The sequence below is a fragment of the Luteolibacter sp. genome (assembly GCF_039920825.1).
In the GTDB taxonomy this organism is placed as follows: domain Bacteria; phylum Verrucomicrobiota; class Verrucomicrobiia; order Verrucomicrobiales; family Akkermansiaceae; genus Luteolibacter.
Map to the genome: position 1 here is coordinate 115,743 of NZ_JBDSCX010000018.1, position 16,459 is coordinate 132,201.

General features: G+C 60.4%; 15 protein-coding genes. 13 read left to right on the forward strand and 2 right to left on the reverse strand.

The window, feature by feature from the left end; all coding sequences use genetic code 11:
* The first annotated feature begins 68 nt into the window (after nucleotides 1–68).
* Nucleotides 69–629, forward strand: coding sequence for a hypothetical protein (locus ABIQ96_RS04720; RefSeq protein WP_348213402.1), 561 nt, complete (start codon nucleotides 69–71; stop codon nucleotides 627–629).
* Nucleotides 630–726: 97 nt separating this feature from the next.
* On the opposite strand, the gene ABIQ96_RS04725 is transcribed toward ABIQ96_RS04720, so the two are convergent.
* Complete coding sequence (locus ABIQ96_RS04725) at nucleotides 727–1,176, reverse strand: hypothetical protein (RefSeq protein WP_348213403.1); 450 nt, start codon at nucleotides 1,174–1,176, stop codon at nucleotides 727–729.
* Between the two features lie 47 nt (nucleotides 1,177–1,223).
* Here ABIQ96_RS04725 and ABIQ96_RS04730 point away from each other — a divergent pair, with 47 nt between their 5' ends.
* The 8 genes from ABIQ96_RS04730 (at nucleotide 1,224) to ABIQ96_RS04765 (ending at nucleotide 7,729) form a co-directional block, all read left to right on the forward strand.
* Nucleotides 1,224–3,731 carry a pitrilysin family protein gene (locus ABIQ96_RS04730; protein WP_348213404.1) on the forward strand — a complete coding sequence of 836 codons (2,508 nt, stop codon included), beginning with the start codon at nucleotides 1,224–1,226 and terminating at the stop codon, nucleotides 3,729–3,731.
* A 136-nt stretch (nucleotides 3,732–3,867) separates the two neighbouring features.
* Nucleotides 3,868–4,341, forward strand: coding sequence for a hypothetical protein (locus tag ABIQ96_RS04735; RefSeq protein ID WP_348213405.1), 474 nt, complete (start codon nucleotides 3,868–3,870; stop codon nucleotides 4,339–4,341).
* 26 nt (nucleotides 4,342–4,367) lie between these two features.
* Nucleotides 4,368–4,676, forward strand: coding sequence for a hypothetical protein (locus tag ABIQ96_RS04740; protein WP_348213406.1), 309 nt, complete (start codon nucleotides 4,368–4,370; stop codon nucleotides 4,674–4,676).
* 23 nt (nucleotides 4,677–4,699) lie between these two features.
* On the forward strand, nucleotides 4,700–5,191 hold the full coding sequence (locus tag ABIQ96_RS04745) for a DUF1269 domain-containing protein (protein ID WP_348213407.1): 492 nt from the start codon (nucleotides 4,700–4,702) through the stop codon (nucleotides 5,189–5,191).
* Nucleotides 5,192–5,252: 61 nt separating this feature from the next.
* The gene (locus tag ABIQ96_RS04750) at nucleotides 5,253–5,663 is read left to right on the forward strand and encodes a hypothetical protein (RefSeq protein WP_348213408.1); all 411 of its coding nucleotides are present in this window, start codon (nucleotides 5,253–5,255) and stop codon (nucleotides 5,661–5,663) included.
* Nucleotides 5,664–6,073: 410 nt separating this feature from the next.
* Nucleotides 6,074–6,469, forward strand: a complete 396-nt coding sequence (gene madL / locus ABIQ96_RS04755) for a malonate transporter subunit MadL (protein WP_348213409.1) — start codon at nucleotides 6,074–6,076, stop codon at nucleotides 6,467–6,469.
* Between the two features lies 1 nt (nucleotide 6,470).
* Nucleotides 6,471–7,238: a malonate transporter subunit MadM gene (madM, locus tag ABIQ96_RS04760; protein ID WP_348213410.1), complete on the forward strand. Its 768-nt coding sequence runs from the start codon at nucleotides 6,471–6,473 to the stop codon at nucleotides 7,236–7,238.
* A gap of 122 nt (nucleotides 7,239–7,360) precedes the next feature.
* A complete protein-coding gene (locus ABIQ96_RS04765) occupies nucleotides 7,361–7,729 on the forward strand; it encodes a hypothetical protein (protein WP_348213411.1) in 369 nt (122 codons plus the stop codon).
* An 18-nt stretch (nucleotides 7,730–7,747) separates the two neighbouring features.
* Here ABIQ96_RS04765 and ABIQ96_RS04770 read toward each other — a convergent pair whose 3' ends face one another.
* Nucleotides 7,748–10,297, reverse strand: coding sequence for an MFS transporter (locus ABIQ96_RS04770; RefSeq protein WP_348213412.1), 2,550 nt, complete (start codon nucleotides 10,295–10,297; stop codon nucleotides 7,748–7,750).
* Nucleotides 10,298–10,434: 137 nt separating this feature from the next.
* On the opposite strand from ABIQ96_RS04770, the gene ABIQ96_RS04775 reads away from it, so the two are divergent.
* The 4 genes from ABIQ96_RS04775 to ABIQ96_RS04790 all read left to right on the forward strand — a co-directional run bounded on the left by ABIQ96_RS04775 (nucleotide 10,435) and on the right by ABIQ96_RS04790 (nucleotide 16,441).
* The gene (locus ABIQ96_RS04775; RefSeq protein ID WP_348213413.1) at nucleotides 10,435–10,785 is read left to right on the forward strand and encodes a hypothetical protein; all 351 of its coding nucleotides are present in this window, start codon (nucleotides 10,435–10,437) and stop codon (nucleotides 10,783–10,785) included.
* A 143-nt stretch (nucleotides 10,786–10,928) separates the two neighbouring features.
* Nucleotides 10,929–12,155 (forward strand): TolC family protein, encoded by a 1,227-nt coding sequence (locus tag ABIQ96_RS04780; RefSeq protein WP_348213414.1) that lies wholly within the window; start codon nucleotides 10,929–10,931, stop codon nucleotides 12,153–12,155.
* Between the two features lie 14 nt (nucleotides 12,156–12,169).
* Nucleotides 12,170–13,273 (forward strand): efflux RND transporter periplasmic adaptor subunit, encoded by a 1,104-nt coding sequence (locus ABIQ96_RS04785; RefSeq protein ID WP_348213415.1) that lies wholly within the window; start codon nucleotides 12,170–12,172, stop codon nucleotides 13,271–13,273.
* A gap of 3 nt (nucleotides 13,274–13,276) precedes the next feature.
* Nucleotides 13,277–16,441, forward strand: a complete 3,165-nt coding sequence (locus tag ABIQ96_RS04790) for an efflux RND transporter permease subunit (protein WP_348213416.1) — start codon at nucleotides 13,277–13,279, stop codon at nucleotides 16,439–16,441.
* Nucleotides 16,442–16,459 lie beyond the last annotated feature (18 nt).

Sequence of the window (16,459 nt, forward strand, 5' to 3'; positions counted from 1 at the left end):
CAAGGGCCTGAAAGGCCCGTGTCGCAAATCGACCGATCGTTAAATAACAGTTTGGAAAACAATTCAATATGAAGATCGTAGTTGCCGCAGCTCTGGCCATCCTGGCCCAACAGCCCGCAATGGGAGCGGAAACCCCACTTCAGCTGCACAAAAAATCACTGACAAAGGAGATTGATTCCAATGCCGAAATCATTGCCTTCTATAAGGATCTTCTAAATCGCAACCCTACGGTGAAGCATCAGTTTGACCAGTTGATACGGCAGTCCCCGGAGTATGGAGATCCTCATTTTGGTCCCGACGATCCACAGTTGGTCGAGTGGTTTCCCCGAACCGAATCAGGAAGAATTGAAGACGGTCATTCTACCGAAGCCAATTTTCTGGTAATTCAAAATCTTTCTTTCACGCGTCCGAATCAACATGACTCGAACCTCGCGGTGGTGTCTGAGTTTCATGTGATCCATACGAATAAGTCCCATGCCGTTTCCGGACTCAATGGACCATCGGCATCCGATTCAGATGAGGTGACAATTACTTTTCTAGGTTTTCGCGATTTCAAGCTCAGTCCGATCAAACCCATTCAAGCCGAACCGAAAACCGCTCCGGACCACCCTTCAGCACCATTGAAATAAGCTTCTCCCGTTCGCGGTTCGGAAGACTAGAATCATGTTATGTTCCCTGTCCTGTCGGCTTTGGAAAATCCACCATGGATTCCGGCCATCGGAATAACTACTGATGCGTCGGCGGCTTCATGCCGAGGATTTTCCAAACGTCGTCCATTAGGCGCGTGGAGATTTGGTCGGAGAGTTTGATTTCCTTCCATTTTCCCCTGACGCCGATGTGGACTGCGGGAATGCGGCCCATCGGTGGGCCTGTTTCGCCGATTCTCACGAAGACCCGCTTCGAGAGTTCCTCCGCAGCCTCGCTGTCGGAGTTCATGCCCCATGTTCCGGCAACGCTCAGGTCCTTGCAGACCTTCGCCAGCAGGTCCTTGTCACGGAGTTTCTCGAGAAGGAGCTTTGCGGTTCTTTCCCGCTCGTCGTCGCTGCGGTCGGGGTTGATCGGGAGTTCGACCCACCTCTCAGCCGGCCGGTTCTGGCGGTAGTTCCAGACGCCGTAGGCCCCGCCGCCGCAGATCAGCATCATCGCAAGCACACCCACCACGATCCATCGTTGCATCACTGACTTTTATAGGTCATCGGTTCGGTGCTCCAAGCCCGAAGTTCATGGAATATCCCGCCACCGCCGCCACCGTCGAGACTCTGCCCAACGGCCTCACCCTGATCCTCGATCCGGATCCCACCGCACCGGTGGTCAGCGCCCAGTTCTGGGTCGCCACCGGCAGCATGCACGAGGACACGCATCTCGGTGCCGGGATCTCGCATTTCCTCGAGCACATGGTCTTCAAGGGCACCCGTGATTACGACGGGGAAACCCTGGCGGACACCGTGCAGGCGGCGGGCGGTCATTGGAACGCCTACACCAGTTTCGACCGGACCGTTTACTACATCGATGGTCCCGCCGCGTCGCTGCCGGTTTTCCTGAAAACCCTATCAGGCCTGGTTTTTCATCCGACGCTGCCGGAGTCCGAGTTTGAAAAAGAGAAGGACGTCATCCGCCGGGAAATCGACATGGGCCTCGACGATCCGGACAACGTCGCCTCGCGCCTGTTGTTCTCCACCGTTTTCCATCTCGATCCGCGCCGCCATCCGGTGATAGGGCACCGGCATTTGTTTGATGCGATTCGCCACCAGGATCTAACTGACTATCACCGGAACCGCTACACCAGCGACCGGTGCTTCTGCGTCATTTCCGGCGAGTTCGATCCGGAGCAAGCGCGGAAAATGGTGGAGGAGCTCACGGCCGATTGCCGCCCGGCCTGCGGACGCGAGCCGCTGGTTGCGATCGATCCGCCACAGCTCGGGCCGCGCCGGGCGCGTGAAACCTTCGCCGTGCCGACCAGCCGGATTTCCCTGTCGTGGAAAACGCCTGCGCTCGATCATCCGGACGCGCCCGCGTTCGATGTGTTGGCGGGGATTCTCGGCCGTGGCCGGGCGTCGCGCCTTCACCGGACCTTGCGCGAGGAAAAGGAACTGGCGCTCGAAATTTCCGCGTTCTCATGGACCGGTCCCGGACGCGAAGGATTGTTAGCCGTTTCCGCCGATGCCGAGCCCGCCAAGCGCGACGCGTTGATCGAGGCGATTCTAGCGGAAGTCGCCGCCGTCGCCGTGAGCCCGCTCGACGACGATCTCGCCAAGGCGAAGCGCCAGATCGCCGCCAGCCAGTTCCGCAGCCTGACCACCGCATCCGGCCGAGCCTCCGACCTCGCGTCGAACTGGCATGAAGCACGCGATCTCGACTTCACCCGCCGCTATCTCGCCGCCACCCAGGCGGTCACCACGGCGGATATCCGACGGGTCGCCGCCACTCTAACTGACGAACGGCTGGGCCTGACCATTCTCGATCCCGCCGATGCCCCGGCTCCCGCGCGGATTTCGAAATCGGCCCGCGCCCGCGAGGAAATCGAGGTCCACACGCTTTCCAACGGACTGGTCGTCGCGCTCATCCCGGACCACCGGGTGCCGCTCGTCCACTTCCAAGCCGCGGTCCGCGGCGGGCTTCCTTCCGAAACGCCTGCAACCAACGGGCTGAACCAGTTGTTAGCCTCCACGCTTTCCAAAGGCACCATCACCCGCAGCGCGCAGGAAATCGCCGTCACGCTCGAATCGCTCGGCGCATCCATCAGCGCCAACACGGGCAACAACGCCCTCCTCGTCCAAGCCGCCGGACTCGCACCCGACCTCGCCACCATCGCCGACGTATTCGCCGAGGTGATCATTTCACCGTCCCTCCCGAGTGATTCGATCGGCCGGGAAAAAGCCAGCCAGCTCGCATCGCTGGAAGAGGCGTTGCAGGATCCGCTGCACACCGGTTTCCGCGCGCTGCGGGCGGCCGTTTTCAGCGGTGGCGGATACGGGCTCGATTCGCTCGGCTCGCCGGAAACCCTAACTGCTCTGGATCGCCTCGCCCTCAGCGCCCACCACTCGCGCCATTTCAACGCGTCCAATATCACCCTCGCCATCGCCGGTGATTTCGATCCGGCGGCGACCCTCGCGCTGCTGGAGGAAAAATTCTCCGCGCTGCCCCAAGGCCAGGCATGGACCTCGCCTCGCAGTGAGGTTGCCCCCGGCGGCATCCACACGCATCACCTGCCGAAAAAACAGGCGGTCCTGACATTCGGTTTTCCGGGCACCACCGTCAGCGGCGGCGACCGCCACGCGCTGGCGATGATCCAAGAATACGCTTCCGACATGGCCGGCCCTTTGTTCACCCGCATCCGCGAGGAACTCGGCCTCGCCTATCAGGTGGGTGCCACCCAGTTTCTCGGTTACGACACCGGACTATTCACCTTCTACCTCGCCACCGCGCCCGAACAGGCCGACTTGGCACGCCGCGAGATCCTCGCCGAAATCGAAAAAATCGCCACCCACGGCATCCCGGAGGCGGCCTTCGATCGCGTCCGCTCCACCGTCCTCAGCGGGCTCGCCATCCAGCAGCAGTCGCCTTCATCGGTTGCCCGCCACGTCGCGCTGGATCTGCTCTTCGGCCACCCCGCCGACCAGCACCGGCTTCTCGCCGCCGCTTACAACGCCCTAACCGCCAAACAGGTCCGCGAAACCGCCGCCCGTGTTTTTTCCATCAAACCGACGATCATCACGGTGCTGCCGGAGTAACCGGGGCGTGGCCCGTTTCCCGAATAAGATCGACTAACCGAATTCAATCCTGTGGATTGGAGATCGTCGTTCCATGGTGGTGGTTCCGCCACCATGAATTACGCGCCTCGCCTCGTCACTTTCACTTCGGGAAACCATGTCACACCAACACTCCGACTCCTGCCAACACGGACATTGCCACGCCAAGGAAACGGGCGTCCTGCACCTTTTGAAAAAATGGCCGTTGTGGATCGCTGTCGCGCTGATGATGATCGCGATGGTGGTGTATGTCCTGACTCTCAACGAGTCGGAGGCACCCGCAGTCGGCGGCGCGCCGCCAGTTAAGACCCCCGCGGCCGAGGACAGCGGCACGGTCCGGTTGGAAGCGCCGGTGAATCCGGATGCTGAGACGGCGGACGCGAACCAACGAACGCGCCCGTTACCAAAACCGCCGGACGCGAAGCATGCGAAACCCGTTAATCCCACTGCCGTCGCCGTCGAAGGCCGCCCCGGATTTGTGATGAGTCCGTTCAATGATAAGGTGATCGATGTCCGCGACATTCCACCCGGGACCTTGGTAGCGGATCCGACTTACCCCCCTGAGGAGAAAAAATACTTTCGCACCCCCTGACATTCGAAACCAAACCATCTCCCCCGATGAACACTCCACCAACTGCTAAAATCGCCGCCGCCACCGCGAGCCTGATCGAAGCCATGCGTCAGGCCTCCTTGAAAAAGGAAACCCTGAAAACAGCCAAGGCTGCCTTCAAACAGGCTGAAAAGTCCCTTAAGCAAGCGCGCAAAGCTTCACGCAAGACCACCAAACTCGTGTGCCGGGCCAAAGACAAGCTTGCCAAACAGCAGCGAAAAGCAGGGAAGGCCAAACCCACGAAAACCCGTGAAACGCCGCCGTCTTCGCCCGCTGCGGAATCACCGGATAGCTCCAACGAATTTCACTCCGCCTAAACTACAACCCATCCCTAACCACCATGAGCACTCTCGTCGTCATCGCCTATAATGATCCCCACAAAGCGGAAGAAGTCCGTCTCACCCTCGTCAAGTTGCAGAGGGATTACCTCATCGATTTGGAAGATGCCGTCGCCGCCGTCAAGGATTCCGACGGCAAGATCAAACTCCATCAAGCCGTCAACCTCACCGCCGCGGGCGCGATCAGCGGCGGATTCTGGGGCTCGTTGATCGGGCTGATTTTCCTCAACCCGCTGTTAGGACTGGCGATGGGTGCCGCGGCCGGCGCCGCTTCCGGCGCGCTTGGCGACGTGGGCATCAACGACCAGTTCATGAAGGACCTCGCAACCACGCTGACGCCCAACAGCTCCGCGCTGTTCGTCCTCGTCCGCAGTTCCACTCCCGACAAGGTGCTGGAAGAAGTCAAAGGCACCGGCGGCACCATCCTCAAAACCTCGCTCTCCCACGACGACGAGGCGAAACTCCAAGCCGCGCTGGACGAATCGAAAGGCTGACCGCCAGCCACATTTCCGAAAATCCTCACCTCTGATAGAAAACGCAAACAAAACCATCCCCATGATCCGCACCGCACTCAAACATCTCTCCGTCCTAGCCCTCGCCACGCTTGCCGTCAGCTGCGCGACCTCGGGTAACCTCAGGAGCAAGGAAGACCTCGTCATCGCCGCCAATTTCAAGGTGATCAAGCCGACCAAGCCCGACCAGAAGGCCATTCTCGAAAAACTCCCGGCGGACAAGATCACCCGCATCACCTACTCCGGAAAGACCTACTATGTTCTCCCGGATCGCGCGGATGGCCAGGCCTATGTCGGCGGACCGAAGCAATATCAGTCCTATCAGCAACTCAGCCAGGCCAAGGAACAGGCTCTCGAATACGACAAGGACGTTGACCACAAGCCGGGCAAGAAATCCGCCGTGAACTGGAGCGGTTGGGACGGCTGGTCCGCCGCAGATGGACAGACGAACTGAGTTCCAGACTCGTTCAAAAAACGGCCCCTGTGGGTCACCATCGCGATCTTGTTGATCGCGATGGTGACTTGTATTCTCACCCTGAGCGAATCCCAGACGCCGCGGTCACAAAGTTCCGGGCCACTGACGGCTAGGAGACCTTTCACCTTCCCGCTTCCCACGATCGGGTTTCCACCGTGTTAGCCTCGTCAACCGGCTCCCTCATCCGTTTCCTTTTACTGGAATTTCACTCGTCAAATCTCAGGTGGATGCATATGGGTTCGTGGCTGAACAGAGGTATTTGTAAAACCCATGCAAAACACGCAATCCACAACTTGTCGAATCCACCACCCCATGCGTCGTCCGTATCGGCACTTCGGTCTCCGGACCAAAATGGGCGGCACGAAATAATCGGCTAACATCTCCGAAATATGGTCATTTACGGAACCGCCCTCCTCGCCGCCTGTCACCTCACCGGCATCATTCTCGGCGAATTGTTAGGAAAAGCGTTGGGAGTGAAAGCCAACGTCGGTGGCGTGGGGATCGCCATGTTGCTGCTCATCGGGGCCCGCCTGTATCTGCACAAGCGCGGCTGCCTCAGCCCGGCTTCGGAGAGTGGCGTTCATTTGTGGGGCGCCCTTTACATTCCGGTGGTCGTCGCCATGGCCGCCCAGCAGAACGTGGTAGCGGCATTGCGCGGCGCCCCTGTCGCTCTCATCGCCGCGACAGCCACGGTTCTGTTATGTGGCTTCGTGATTTCCCTCATCAACCGCATGGAGCCGGAGACACCCGAACAAGAAACCGCCGCTCCCGTGGAACAAACCTGACATGTGGGACGTCATTCGTAAAACGGCGGAAGAAAACGGACTCGTCGTCGCCTTCGTTGTGATAGGCCTCGTGATGCTGGTCTCCGGAGTCATTTCGAGAAAACTCACTTTCGGCCGGGTTCACGGGTCTGCCATCGCGATTTTGATCGGACTCGGACTCGCCTACATTGGCGGAAAAATGTCCGGCGGCTCGAAAGGTCTCGCTGATCTAACATTATTCGGCGGAATCGGTCTCATGGGTGGCACGATGCTGCGGGATTTCGCCATCGTCGCCACCGCCTTCGAGGTCCAAGCCACCGAGGCCAGAAGGGCCGGGTGGATTGGCGCGATCGCCCTCTTCCTCGGCACCGTTCTGCCATTCATCGTCGGCGTCTGCGTCGCGCGGGCCTTCGGTTATTCGGACGCGGTGAGCATGACCACCATCGGCGCGGGCGCGATCACCTACATCGTCGGCCCGGTCACCGGCAAGGCCATAGGAGCGAGCTCGGATGTCATGGCCCTCAGCATCGCGACCGGAGTCGTCAAGGCAATCATCGTCATGGTCGCAACACCGATGGCCGCAAAGTTCCTGCGTCTGAAGACCCCCCGCTCGGCGATGGTCTTCGGCGGCCTCGCCGGCACCGTCAGCGGCGTCTCGGCCGGCCTCGCCGCCACCGACCGCCGACTCGTCCCCTACGGCGCGCTTGTCGCCACCTTCCACACCGGCCTCGGCTGCCTGCTGGGCCCCTCGGTCTTGTTCATGGCGGTGAAGTTCTTCGCTGGCAAATAATCGTCTCCCGGGTCGGTTGCCGCAATGACGCGAATCTCAAACTAACATAAATAATACTTCGCGCGATTGCCATGAGGATCTTGCCCACTGTTTTTAAAATCGGCATAAGTCGTTAGACATCCATGAAATACTTCCGTTTCTGTGCCTCTTACGTGAGTCCGCATACCAACGAGCGGTATGGCATTTTCATCGCCGTGTGGCATCTCATCCGCGACAAGAAGGCTCCCGCCGAGGACGAGGCGGCATACTGGAAGGCACGTGAGTGGTTTGAAGCGAATCTACCCATCCCGCCGTATCATCAGAACGGCAATCCTGACCGGGCGATCACGTGGTTCAAGGAGTCGGCGATGAACGGCCCGATCGTTCGCAAACTTGGAATCTATCACGACATCGCCAGACGCTGCGGAACCGGAATCGAACTCATTTCCTCGGACTTGCCCGGGACGATCATCTATGAGGATGACTATCAGATCGCGACGATTCCCATTTGAGGGCGACGCCTGACGACTTCATTTTCTAACGAGAAACCCGTCGGGATCGAGGAAGCAGCCGGTGGGAAGCAAGAGGCCTTCTTCAGGGGCGGCCGGGCCGTAGGCGCGGAGGACGCCGGATTCGGAAGCGAGCAGATGCCAGCCGGGCAGAAGCTTTCCCCACGAGTCGGGCTTGTGGCCGGGCTGAACCTCGCTGTCGGGCGCGGGTTTCGGCGGGTCGGGCATGGACATCGCGATGACGGTTCCCTGGATGGCGAGGCACGGAAAATGGCTGACGCCAGGCAGGCCTAACGAAGTCAGCGCGTTGGTTCCAAAATCATAGAAAATTATTCCATTGGCCGCAGCCGAGTTGGAGATTTGTTCGCGGAGGCGATCTCCGCCGACCCAGGTGGCGTTCGGTTGATGCTGGAATTCGTCATGCGTGACAACGGTGGTGCCGAACAATTCCGGGAAGGTAAGTAGCAGGCCGGGAAGGTCGAGCAGGGTCATGCTGTCCTTGAGAACGGAAAACGGCTGACAGCGCTGAAGGGCGTTGATCTGGCCGATCTGATAACCGTTGACCCACATGCGACGACGGGAGATCTCGCCGCTGAGCTGGAATTTTTTCGCAGCATCCGGATTTCCCGACGGCACGCGCGCGCCCCAACCGAGGGCGGAGAAGCGCTTGGCCTGAGCCGAGGCGGATGCCGTCAGCATCGCCTGGCGGACGACTTCGAGATCGATGTTTTCCGGTTCGATTTCCGGACCGAAGGCCAGCGTCATTCCGGTGGGCTTGCGATAGGGGCGCTTGTTGAAAAACCGCCCGCGCTCGAAGGAGAAAATCGAACCCCACGAGCCGTCGCACCACAACGGGATCAATGGGTGGTCCGCCTTTTTCGCAATGAGTTCGAAGCCGCGCCGCAGTCCGCTTAGGGTGCCGGTGCGGGTCAATTGTCCTTCGGGAAAGAGGCAGACGAGATCACCGCTTTTCAAGGCTTCAATGGTGGTGCGGATGGCTTCGCGGGGCTGGTCGCGGCGGATGGTGACGGTGTCGAAAATGCTAACAAAAATACGGATCGCTCGGCTGGCCATGAACGCTTCGTCCATCACGAAGCGCACGGGCCGGGAACAGGCGGCGGTGATGAAGAAGCCATCGGCGAAGCTAACATGATTTGGCAAAAGCAGCGCGCCGCCCTTGGCCGGAACATTTTCCGGATTCACGGTCTGCATCCGATAGATCCGGCGGACGATCGCACTGCCGACGAGGCGGATGAAATCACCGGGCAGCAAACGGATGATAGAGAGGCTCATGAGACCGCAGACGAGGCCGATGAAACCGATTTCCAGCCGGAACCCCGTCTCGCGCGGGATGCCCGCCGCCTTGGTGCCGTATTCGAAAACGCCGATCAACACGACGGCGATGATCCCCGCGATGCAGTCCTGCAGGTTTACGGCGGATTGAAGTTCACCGCGTTTCGCCGCCGGGTAGCGGTCCTGCATCCAGGCGCTGAGCGGGGCGAGGAAAACCGCGGCGGAAAAGGCCAGCAGCGCCAGCGTGACGAGAAACAGCCATCCGCCCGGGGTCATGAAGGCGAGAGCGATGGCTGTTAGGGTCATCGCCACTCCGGCGACCGGGACCCAGCCGAGTTCGATTCTTTTCCGCAACAAAAACGAGGCGAATCCGAAACCGCCCACCATCCCGAGCGATGCCGCCGCCATGAAGATCGAAGCCTGAGTGCCGTTTCCTTCGCCGCCACCGGTCATTTGTTTGGCCAGCTTGATCGACCACAGGTTGATGAACGCGGCGAATCCCCAGAAGAATGCCACGCCGAATGAAGCCCGGCGCAAAGGGGTATCGCGCCATAGGTCGGCGAGATTGAGGAAATGACTAACCATCAGTTTCGCGGTGAATTTCGGTCCTCCCTGAGGCGGCACGCGCGGCACCGCCCACGCCATGGCCAGCGCCGGAACGGACAGCACGGCTAACAGAAGCATCGGATTCATGGCGGCCTTCCAGGCGATGTCGGCACCTCCGCCGTGGCCTTTGAATCGATGGTCGAACACCCAACCTGCGAGAATCTGCCCGACGAGGATGGCCAGCATGGCGGTCATCTGTTGGATCCCGGCGGCGAAACCCAGATGTTTCGAGCCGACGAGCTCTTTGTTGATGCCGATTTTGGCGGGACTGAAAAATGCCGACTGCACCGACAGCGCGAAAATCCCGACGAGCCCCAGCGGCATGCTTTTCAGCATCACCGCCACGCAGATCGACGCGAGGACCACGGCCTGCAAAATAGCGGCACCGAGCATGACGTCGCGTTTCGAAAAGCGGTCGCTGACCCACCCGGCGACCGGTGCGAACAGCACCATCGGCAGCGCCATCAGCAGGCCGGCGGCGGACGGGACGTCGATTTCAATGCCCGCGCCCACCGGAATCAGCAGGGCGAATCCCACCGCGCCACCCAACGGAATAAGGGTGAATTGGGCCTGTTTGTCGCAGAATGCGTTCTGGGCCTGTTGCACGATCATGCACCAGAAGCCCACCCATTGGCGGCGGGTGGGTTCCATTTCAAGCGACTCGTCAGACATTCGGGGCGGAAGCTAGCCCCCGGAAGTGCCAACGGCAAGGCGGAGGAACGGGGAACACGCGCTGTGGATTTTCCCGGTTCGCGGGCGAGGATTTTCCCTTGAGTTTTCGCGAAATGCCGTCGAGTCTGCGGCCACTGATGAGACTCCTTCTCACATCGCTGTGGGTTTTCTGCGTTTTCGCCGGCTTGAATGCCCGCGTTTTCGCCGTGAACTGCAGTTCCACCAGCGGGTGCGGCCAAGCGGTCGAGTCCTGTTGTGGAGACCATCAGGCGAGCGAGGCTCCGCAGGAAAATCATCACGATGAGGATGGCTGCCCGATGGAGCACCATCACCACGGTTTCTGCTCGCATGGTTTGCCGCTGGGTCTCGATTTCCAGACACCCACGCGGCTCGGCGTCCCCGGCTCGGCGTTGTTGTCGTTCCGGCATGAGGGGGATTTTCCGCCGGACGGACCATTTTTGGGTTCGGAAAAACCGCCGTTGATTTGAGCGCCTGTTGATCGCGCTCCGGCGTGCCGAGGAGGCCCGCCGTTATTCCCTGCGTGGCATTGTCGTGCCGTCGGGGGTTGTCAGTCAGAAACGTTTTCCCACGCGCCGCACCTGTCCTGTCGTGCCGCCCATTTACTAACAATATGTTGAAATTTCACTCCGTGGCCCTGCTGGCACTTGCCGCCATGGCCCACCCGCTCCGCGCGGAACCCGCTGTCATCGTTTCGCTCGCGAGCGTTGGCGACCGCATCCGCGCGCAAAATCCCGATCTCGCCGCCGCCCGCCTCCGCATCCAGGAGGCTCTCGGCCGCATGAACCAGTCCGGCCGCCTCGCGAATCCGGAACTGGAAACCTCGTTCGAACACAACCCGCGCTTCCGCGAGGGGAAATTCGAAGTCGGTGTCTCCCAACGCTTCCCGGTCACCGACCGCCTGCGATTGGAAAAGGACGTCTCCCTAACTGAACTAAAATCCTCCGAAGCGGAAGTCCGCGAGGTGGAACGCCAGCTCGTCGGGCAGGCGCGCGAAAAGGTGGTGAAAATCCTCGCCAACCGCCAGCGTCGCACACTTCTCCGCGAGCAATCCACCGTCTCCGGCGAGTTCGCTAAATTCCTATCTGAAATCGCCGCGAAAGGCGAAGGCTCGCCGCTCGATGCCGGCCAAGCGAAACTCGAAGCCGCCAGCCTCGCCATGGAAATGCGCCAGCTCGACGCCGGTGAAACCGCACTCGTCGGCGAACTCAAGCCACTGTTAGGAATGCGGCCCGGAGAAGCGCTGAGCGTCGGCGGAAATCTACCGGAGCCCGCCCTTCCGGCAGCAACCGCGGATCCATCCCGGCGACCGGATTTCCAAGGCGCGAAACTCGAAGCGCTCGCCGCCGCCCAAGGCGTCGCCCTAGAACAATCGCGTTGTTACGAAGACGTCGAAGGCGGCTTGTTCGCCGGTGCCGAACGCACTGAAGACGCTCCTAACGGCTACGACAACGAAGCGATCGTCGGCGTGCGTTTCAAGATCCCGCTGCCGTTCTGGAACAAGAACGAAGGCGCGATCCAGGAAGCGCAGGCGAAACAGATCCGCAAGGAAAAGGAAGCCGTCGCCCTTGGTCGCAATATCCGCCTCGAAGCCGAAGCGGCCCGCGCGGAAATGGACGAATGGGCGCGGATGATCCGCGAGATCGACGACACTCTCCTCCCGCTCGCCGACGAACAATCCAAGTTCGCCGAAACCACCTTCCGCGATGGCCAGGGCGAAATCCAATCCGTCCTCCGCTCCCGCGAAAAACGCCTGCAACTCGCCGCCGCCAAACTCGACGCACTTCGCGAATTCCACCTCGCCCGCGTCCGTCACGAGACCGCGCTCGGCAAACCTTAACTCTCCACCATTTCATGAAACTCCTGTTCGCATTGCTATTCACCGTTTCTAACATCCATGCCGCCGTCGGCACCGACACCATCGTCCTCGACGAGACCGGTGTGAAAAACCTCCGCATCGAAACCGTCGAAGCCGAGGAAACCGACTTCGAGGAAACCGTCTTCGCTCTCGGCCGCATCGCGGAAATTCCCGAGCGCCACGCCGTTCTCAGCAGCCGCATTTCAGGCCGCGTCATCGGCCTGGACGCACAGGAAGGCGACTCGGTGAAAGCGGGCCAAGTCCTGGTCCGCGTCGAGAGCCGCCAGCCGGGAAATCCGCCGCCGGTGATTGAATTGAAATCGCCGATCGATGGGCTGTTAGTCAGTTCGCACATCCGCCTCGGCGAACCAGTCGAACCGGAAAAGGAACTGCTGGATATTTCCGATCTCAGCGAAGTTCTGGCCATCGCCCGCGTCCCGGAAAGCCAGGCCAGCAAGCTGGCCCCCGGCAGCAAGGCGCACATCCGTGTTTCCGCCCTCGGTGATCAGCCGCTCGAAGGCGAGATGCTGCGTTTCGGCACCTCCGCCGATCGCGAAAGCGGCACCATCGACGCGGTCTTCAAGGTCGCCAACCCCGGCCTGAGGATGCGTTCGGACATGCGCGCGGAGTTTTCCATCGTCATGAGCCACCGTTCAGGCGTTGTCAGCGTCCCACGCTCCGCCTTGCAGGGCGACACGGCGAACCGTTTCGTTTACGTGAAGCACTTCGACATCCCTAACGCCTTCGTGAAAACGAAAGTGCAGATCGGAGAAATGAACGACCGCTTCGTCGAAATTACGAGTGGCCTGTTTCCCGCCGATGAAGTCGTCACCCGTGGTGCTTATTCGCTCTCGTTCGCGGGAGCCAGCAGCGTCTCGCTCAAGGAAGCGCTCGACGCCGCTCACGGCCACGAACACGCCGCCGATGGCTCGGAACTAACACCTGAAAAACGGGCCGCCGCGGGCGGCGACGATCACCACGATCACGACGAACCCAGCCCGGTCTGGAAATACATCAGCGGTGTGCTGTTCGTGCTCCTGCTCGCCTCCTTGATCACCAAGAAGCGTGCCTCCCTCAACACCGAACCCGAGGCGCTCTGACCCATGCTCAATAAAATGATCCATTGGTCGCTCGCAAACCGGGCGGTCATCATCGGCCTCTCGCTGGTCCTCATGGTGATGGGCCTCCGCACCGCGACTCAGCTCCCCGTCGAAGTCTTGCCGGACCTAACAAAACCGACCGTCATCATCCTCACCGAGTCTCCGGGCCTCGCGCCGGAGGAAGTGGAAACACGCGTCACCCAGCCGATCGAAAGCGCGCTGATGGGAGTCGCCGGCCTCACCCGCCTGCGGTCGAACTCGGACGTTTCCCTTTCGCTCGTTTACGCCGAGTTCGGCTGGGAAACCGACATCTACAAGGCCCGCGCCCTCGTTCAGGAACGGCTCCAGGGCGTGCGGGAGCAACTGCCGGAAGGCGTGCAACCGTTCATGACGCCGGTCGCCTCGCTGATGGGGGAAATCCTGTTAGTCGGCGTGCGCTCCACCGTCAAGGAAGGCGAGCCCGGCTACATTCCACCCGGAGAAGTGCGCTCCATCGCCGACTGGACGATCAAGCGCCGTCTGCAAAGCGTGTCGGGCATCGCGGAAATCCTCAATATGGGTGGCGGCATCAAGCAGATCGAGATCCAGCCCGATCCCTACCGGATGCAGGCCAACGAGGTCAGCTTCGAGGAGCTTGAAAAAGCGGCGCGGGAATCAGCCAGCACCACGACCGGCGGTTTTCTCAATACCGGCCCGACCGAAATCATGGTGCGGAACCTCGCGATGACCGTCGAACTCACCGACATTTCGCGCACCATCGTGAAGATGGTGAACGACCGCCCCATTTCCATCGGCGATGTCGCCAATGTCGTCTGGGGAATCGAGCCGATGCGCGGTGACGCCACCGTGAGCCAAAGCCCGGAAAAAACCCCGACCTACGGCGTAATCATGTCGATCACCAAGTCGCCCGGCTTCGATACCCGCGCCCTAACTGAGGAAATCAACAAGGCGCTCGCCGAGCTGAAACCTTCCTTCCCGGCGGGAGTGGAAACCACGCTGCTCTTCCAACAGAAAGACTTCATTGACCACGCCATCGGCAACCTCACCGAAGCCATCCGCGACGGCGCGATCATGGTGACCATCGTGATTTTCATCTTCCTGCTGAATTTCCGAACCACGTTCATCACACTGCTGGCGATGCCGCTTTCCTTCGGCATCACGATGCTGATCTTCAAGGGATTCGGCATCAGTGTGAACTCGATGACGCTCGGCGGACTCGCCGTCGCCATCGGCATGGTGGTGGACGACGCGATCGTCGATGTGGAAAACGTCTTCCGCCGCCTGCGTGAAAACGCGGCGTTGCCCCATCCGCATCCGAGGATCGCGGTGATCGCGCGCGCATCAGGGGAAGTTAGAAATTCCATCCTCTACGCCACGATCCTCATCATCATGGTGTTCCTGCCATTGCTCGGACTCACGGGGGTCGAGGGCAAGCTGTTCGCTCCCATCGCCATCGCGACGATCATTTCGATGATCGCCTCGTTCATCGTTTCGCTCACTGCGATTCCGGTACTTTGCTCGTTCCTGCTAAATCCGAAAGCCGGCCATGAACACAAGGACGGCATCGTCACGCGTGGCATGAAATGGCTGTTGGAGAATGTCTGGCTGCGTTTTGGACTGGGGCAACCATATTTATTGTTAGCTGTCGTCGGCGCCATCGTAATCGCCGCGTTTTCGCTCTATCCGCAGATGGGCAAGGATTTCCTTCCGAAGTTCAAAGAGGAAACCGCGCTCGTCGCCGCCACCACCGCGCCGGGAACTTCGCTGGAGGAAATGAATCGAATTTCCGACGTGATCGAACAACAGATTCTCTCTGTGCCGGAAGTGAGAAAAGTCGGCCGTCGCCTCGGACGTGCGGAACGCGGTGACCACGTCGTCCCCGTTTCCACTGCGGAGTTCGATGTGGATTTCCGCGAAGCCGAAGGAGGCGCAAAGGGCCGCGACCGCAAGGAGATCCTCGATGACATTACGCGGAAAATCAAAACCGTGCCCGGTGTTTTTGCCGTTGTCGGCGGGCCGCTGGCGGACCGCATCGGCCACATGATGAGTGGTGTCTCCGCGCCGGTTGCGGTGAAAATTTTCGGCCCGGACCTCGATCAACTCCGCAAGATCGGCATCGAAATCCAAGCGATTTGCAAAACGATCCCTGGCTTCGAAGACTGCAAGCTCGACCAAACCTCATCGATCCCGCAGCTCCGCATCGAAGCGGATCGAGACCGCGCGCGGGCCTACGGAATCGCACCCGGCCATCTCAACGAACAGCTTTCCGCCCTCATCGGTGGCAAGGAAATTGCCGAACTTCGCGACGGCCAGCGGACGGTGAATCTCGTCACCCGCCTGCCGCTCGAATGGCGGGATTCGCCCGGGAAAATCTCACAGATTCCCATCGAGACGGAGAACGGCAAGCGTGTCCCGCTTTCACTCGTCGCGGATGTCAGGGAAGCCAAAGGACCAAACGTGATCTTCCGCGAGGACAGCCAGCGGCGGTTCGCCCTGGCCATCAAGCCGACCGTTAGAGATGTCTCGACACTGGTCGGAAAACTGCAGGAAGAAGTGAAGGAGAAGGTGAAATTGCCGGAAGGCTATTTCATCAAGTTCGAAGGCGAATTCCAGGCCCAACAGGACGCCACGCGGCGCATCGCCATTTTCACGGCGGTCATCCTGCTGGTCATCGGCTTCCTCCTTCAAGGTTATTTCCGCACGCCGTTCTTCGCCGTGCAGGTGCTCTGTGACATTCCGCTGGCGATGGTCGGCGGGCTCGTTTTCACCTGGCTCAAGCTGAACAACATCAGCATCGCCACGCTGGTAGGCTTCATCGCCGTGGCGGGGGTGGCTGCTAGAAACAGCATCATGTTGATTTCCCACTACCTGCATCTCATGCAGCACGAGGGCGAGAGCTTCACCAAGAAGATGGTCATCCGTGGCACCAAGGAGCGGCTTGTCCCGGTGCTCATGACCGCGCTCGCCGCGGGCATTGGCTTGATTCCACTGGTGCTCGCCGCCGATCAACCGGGCAAGGAAATCCTGCACCCGGTCGCCGTTGTCATCGTCGGCGGATTGATCACCAGCACGCTGCTGGGCCTCGGCGTCACGCCCACCGTCTTCTTTACGTTCGGCCGCAAGGCAGCCATGAAATCCATCGAACGCGAATCTCCCGCATCCCATTGAATCTCCCGAAACCACGAA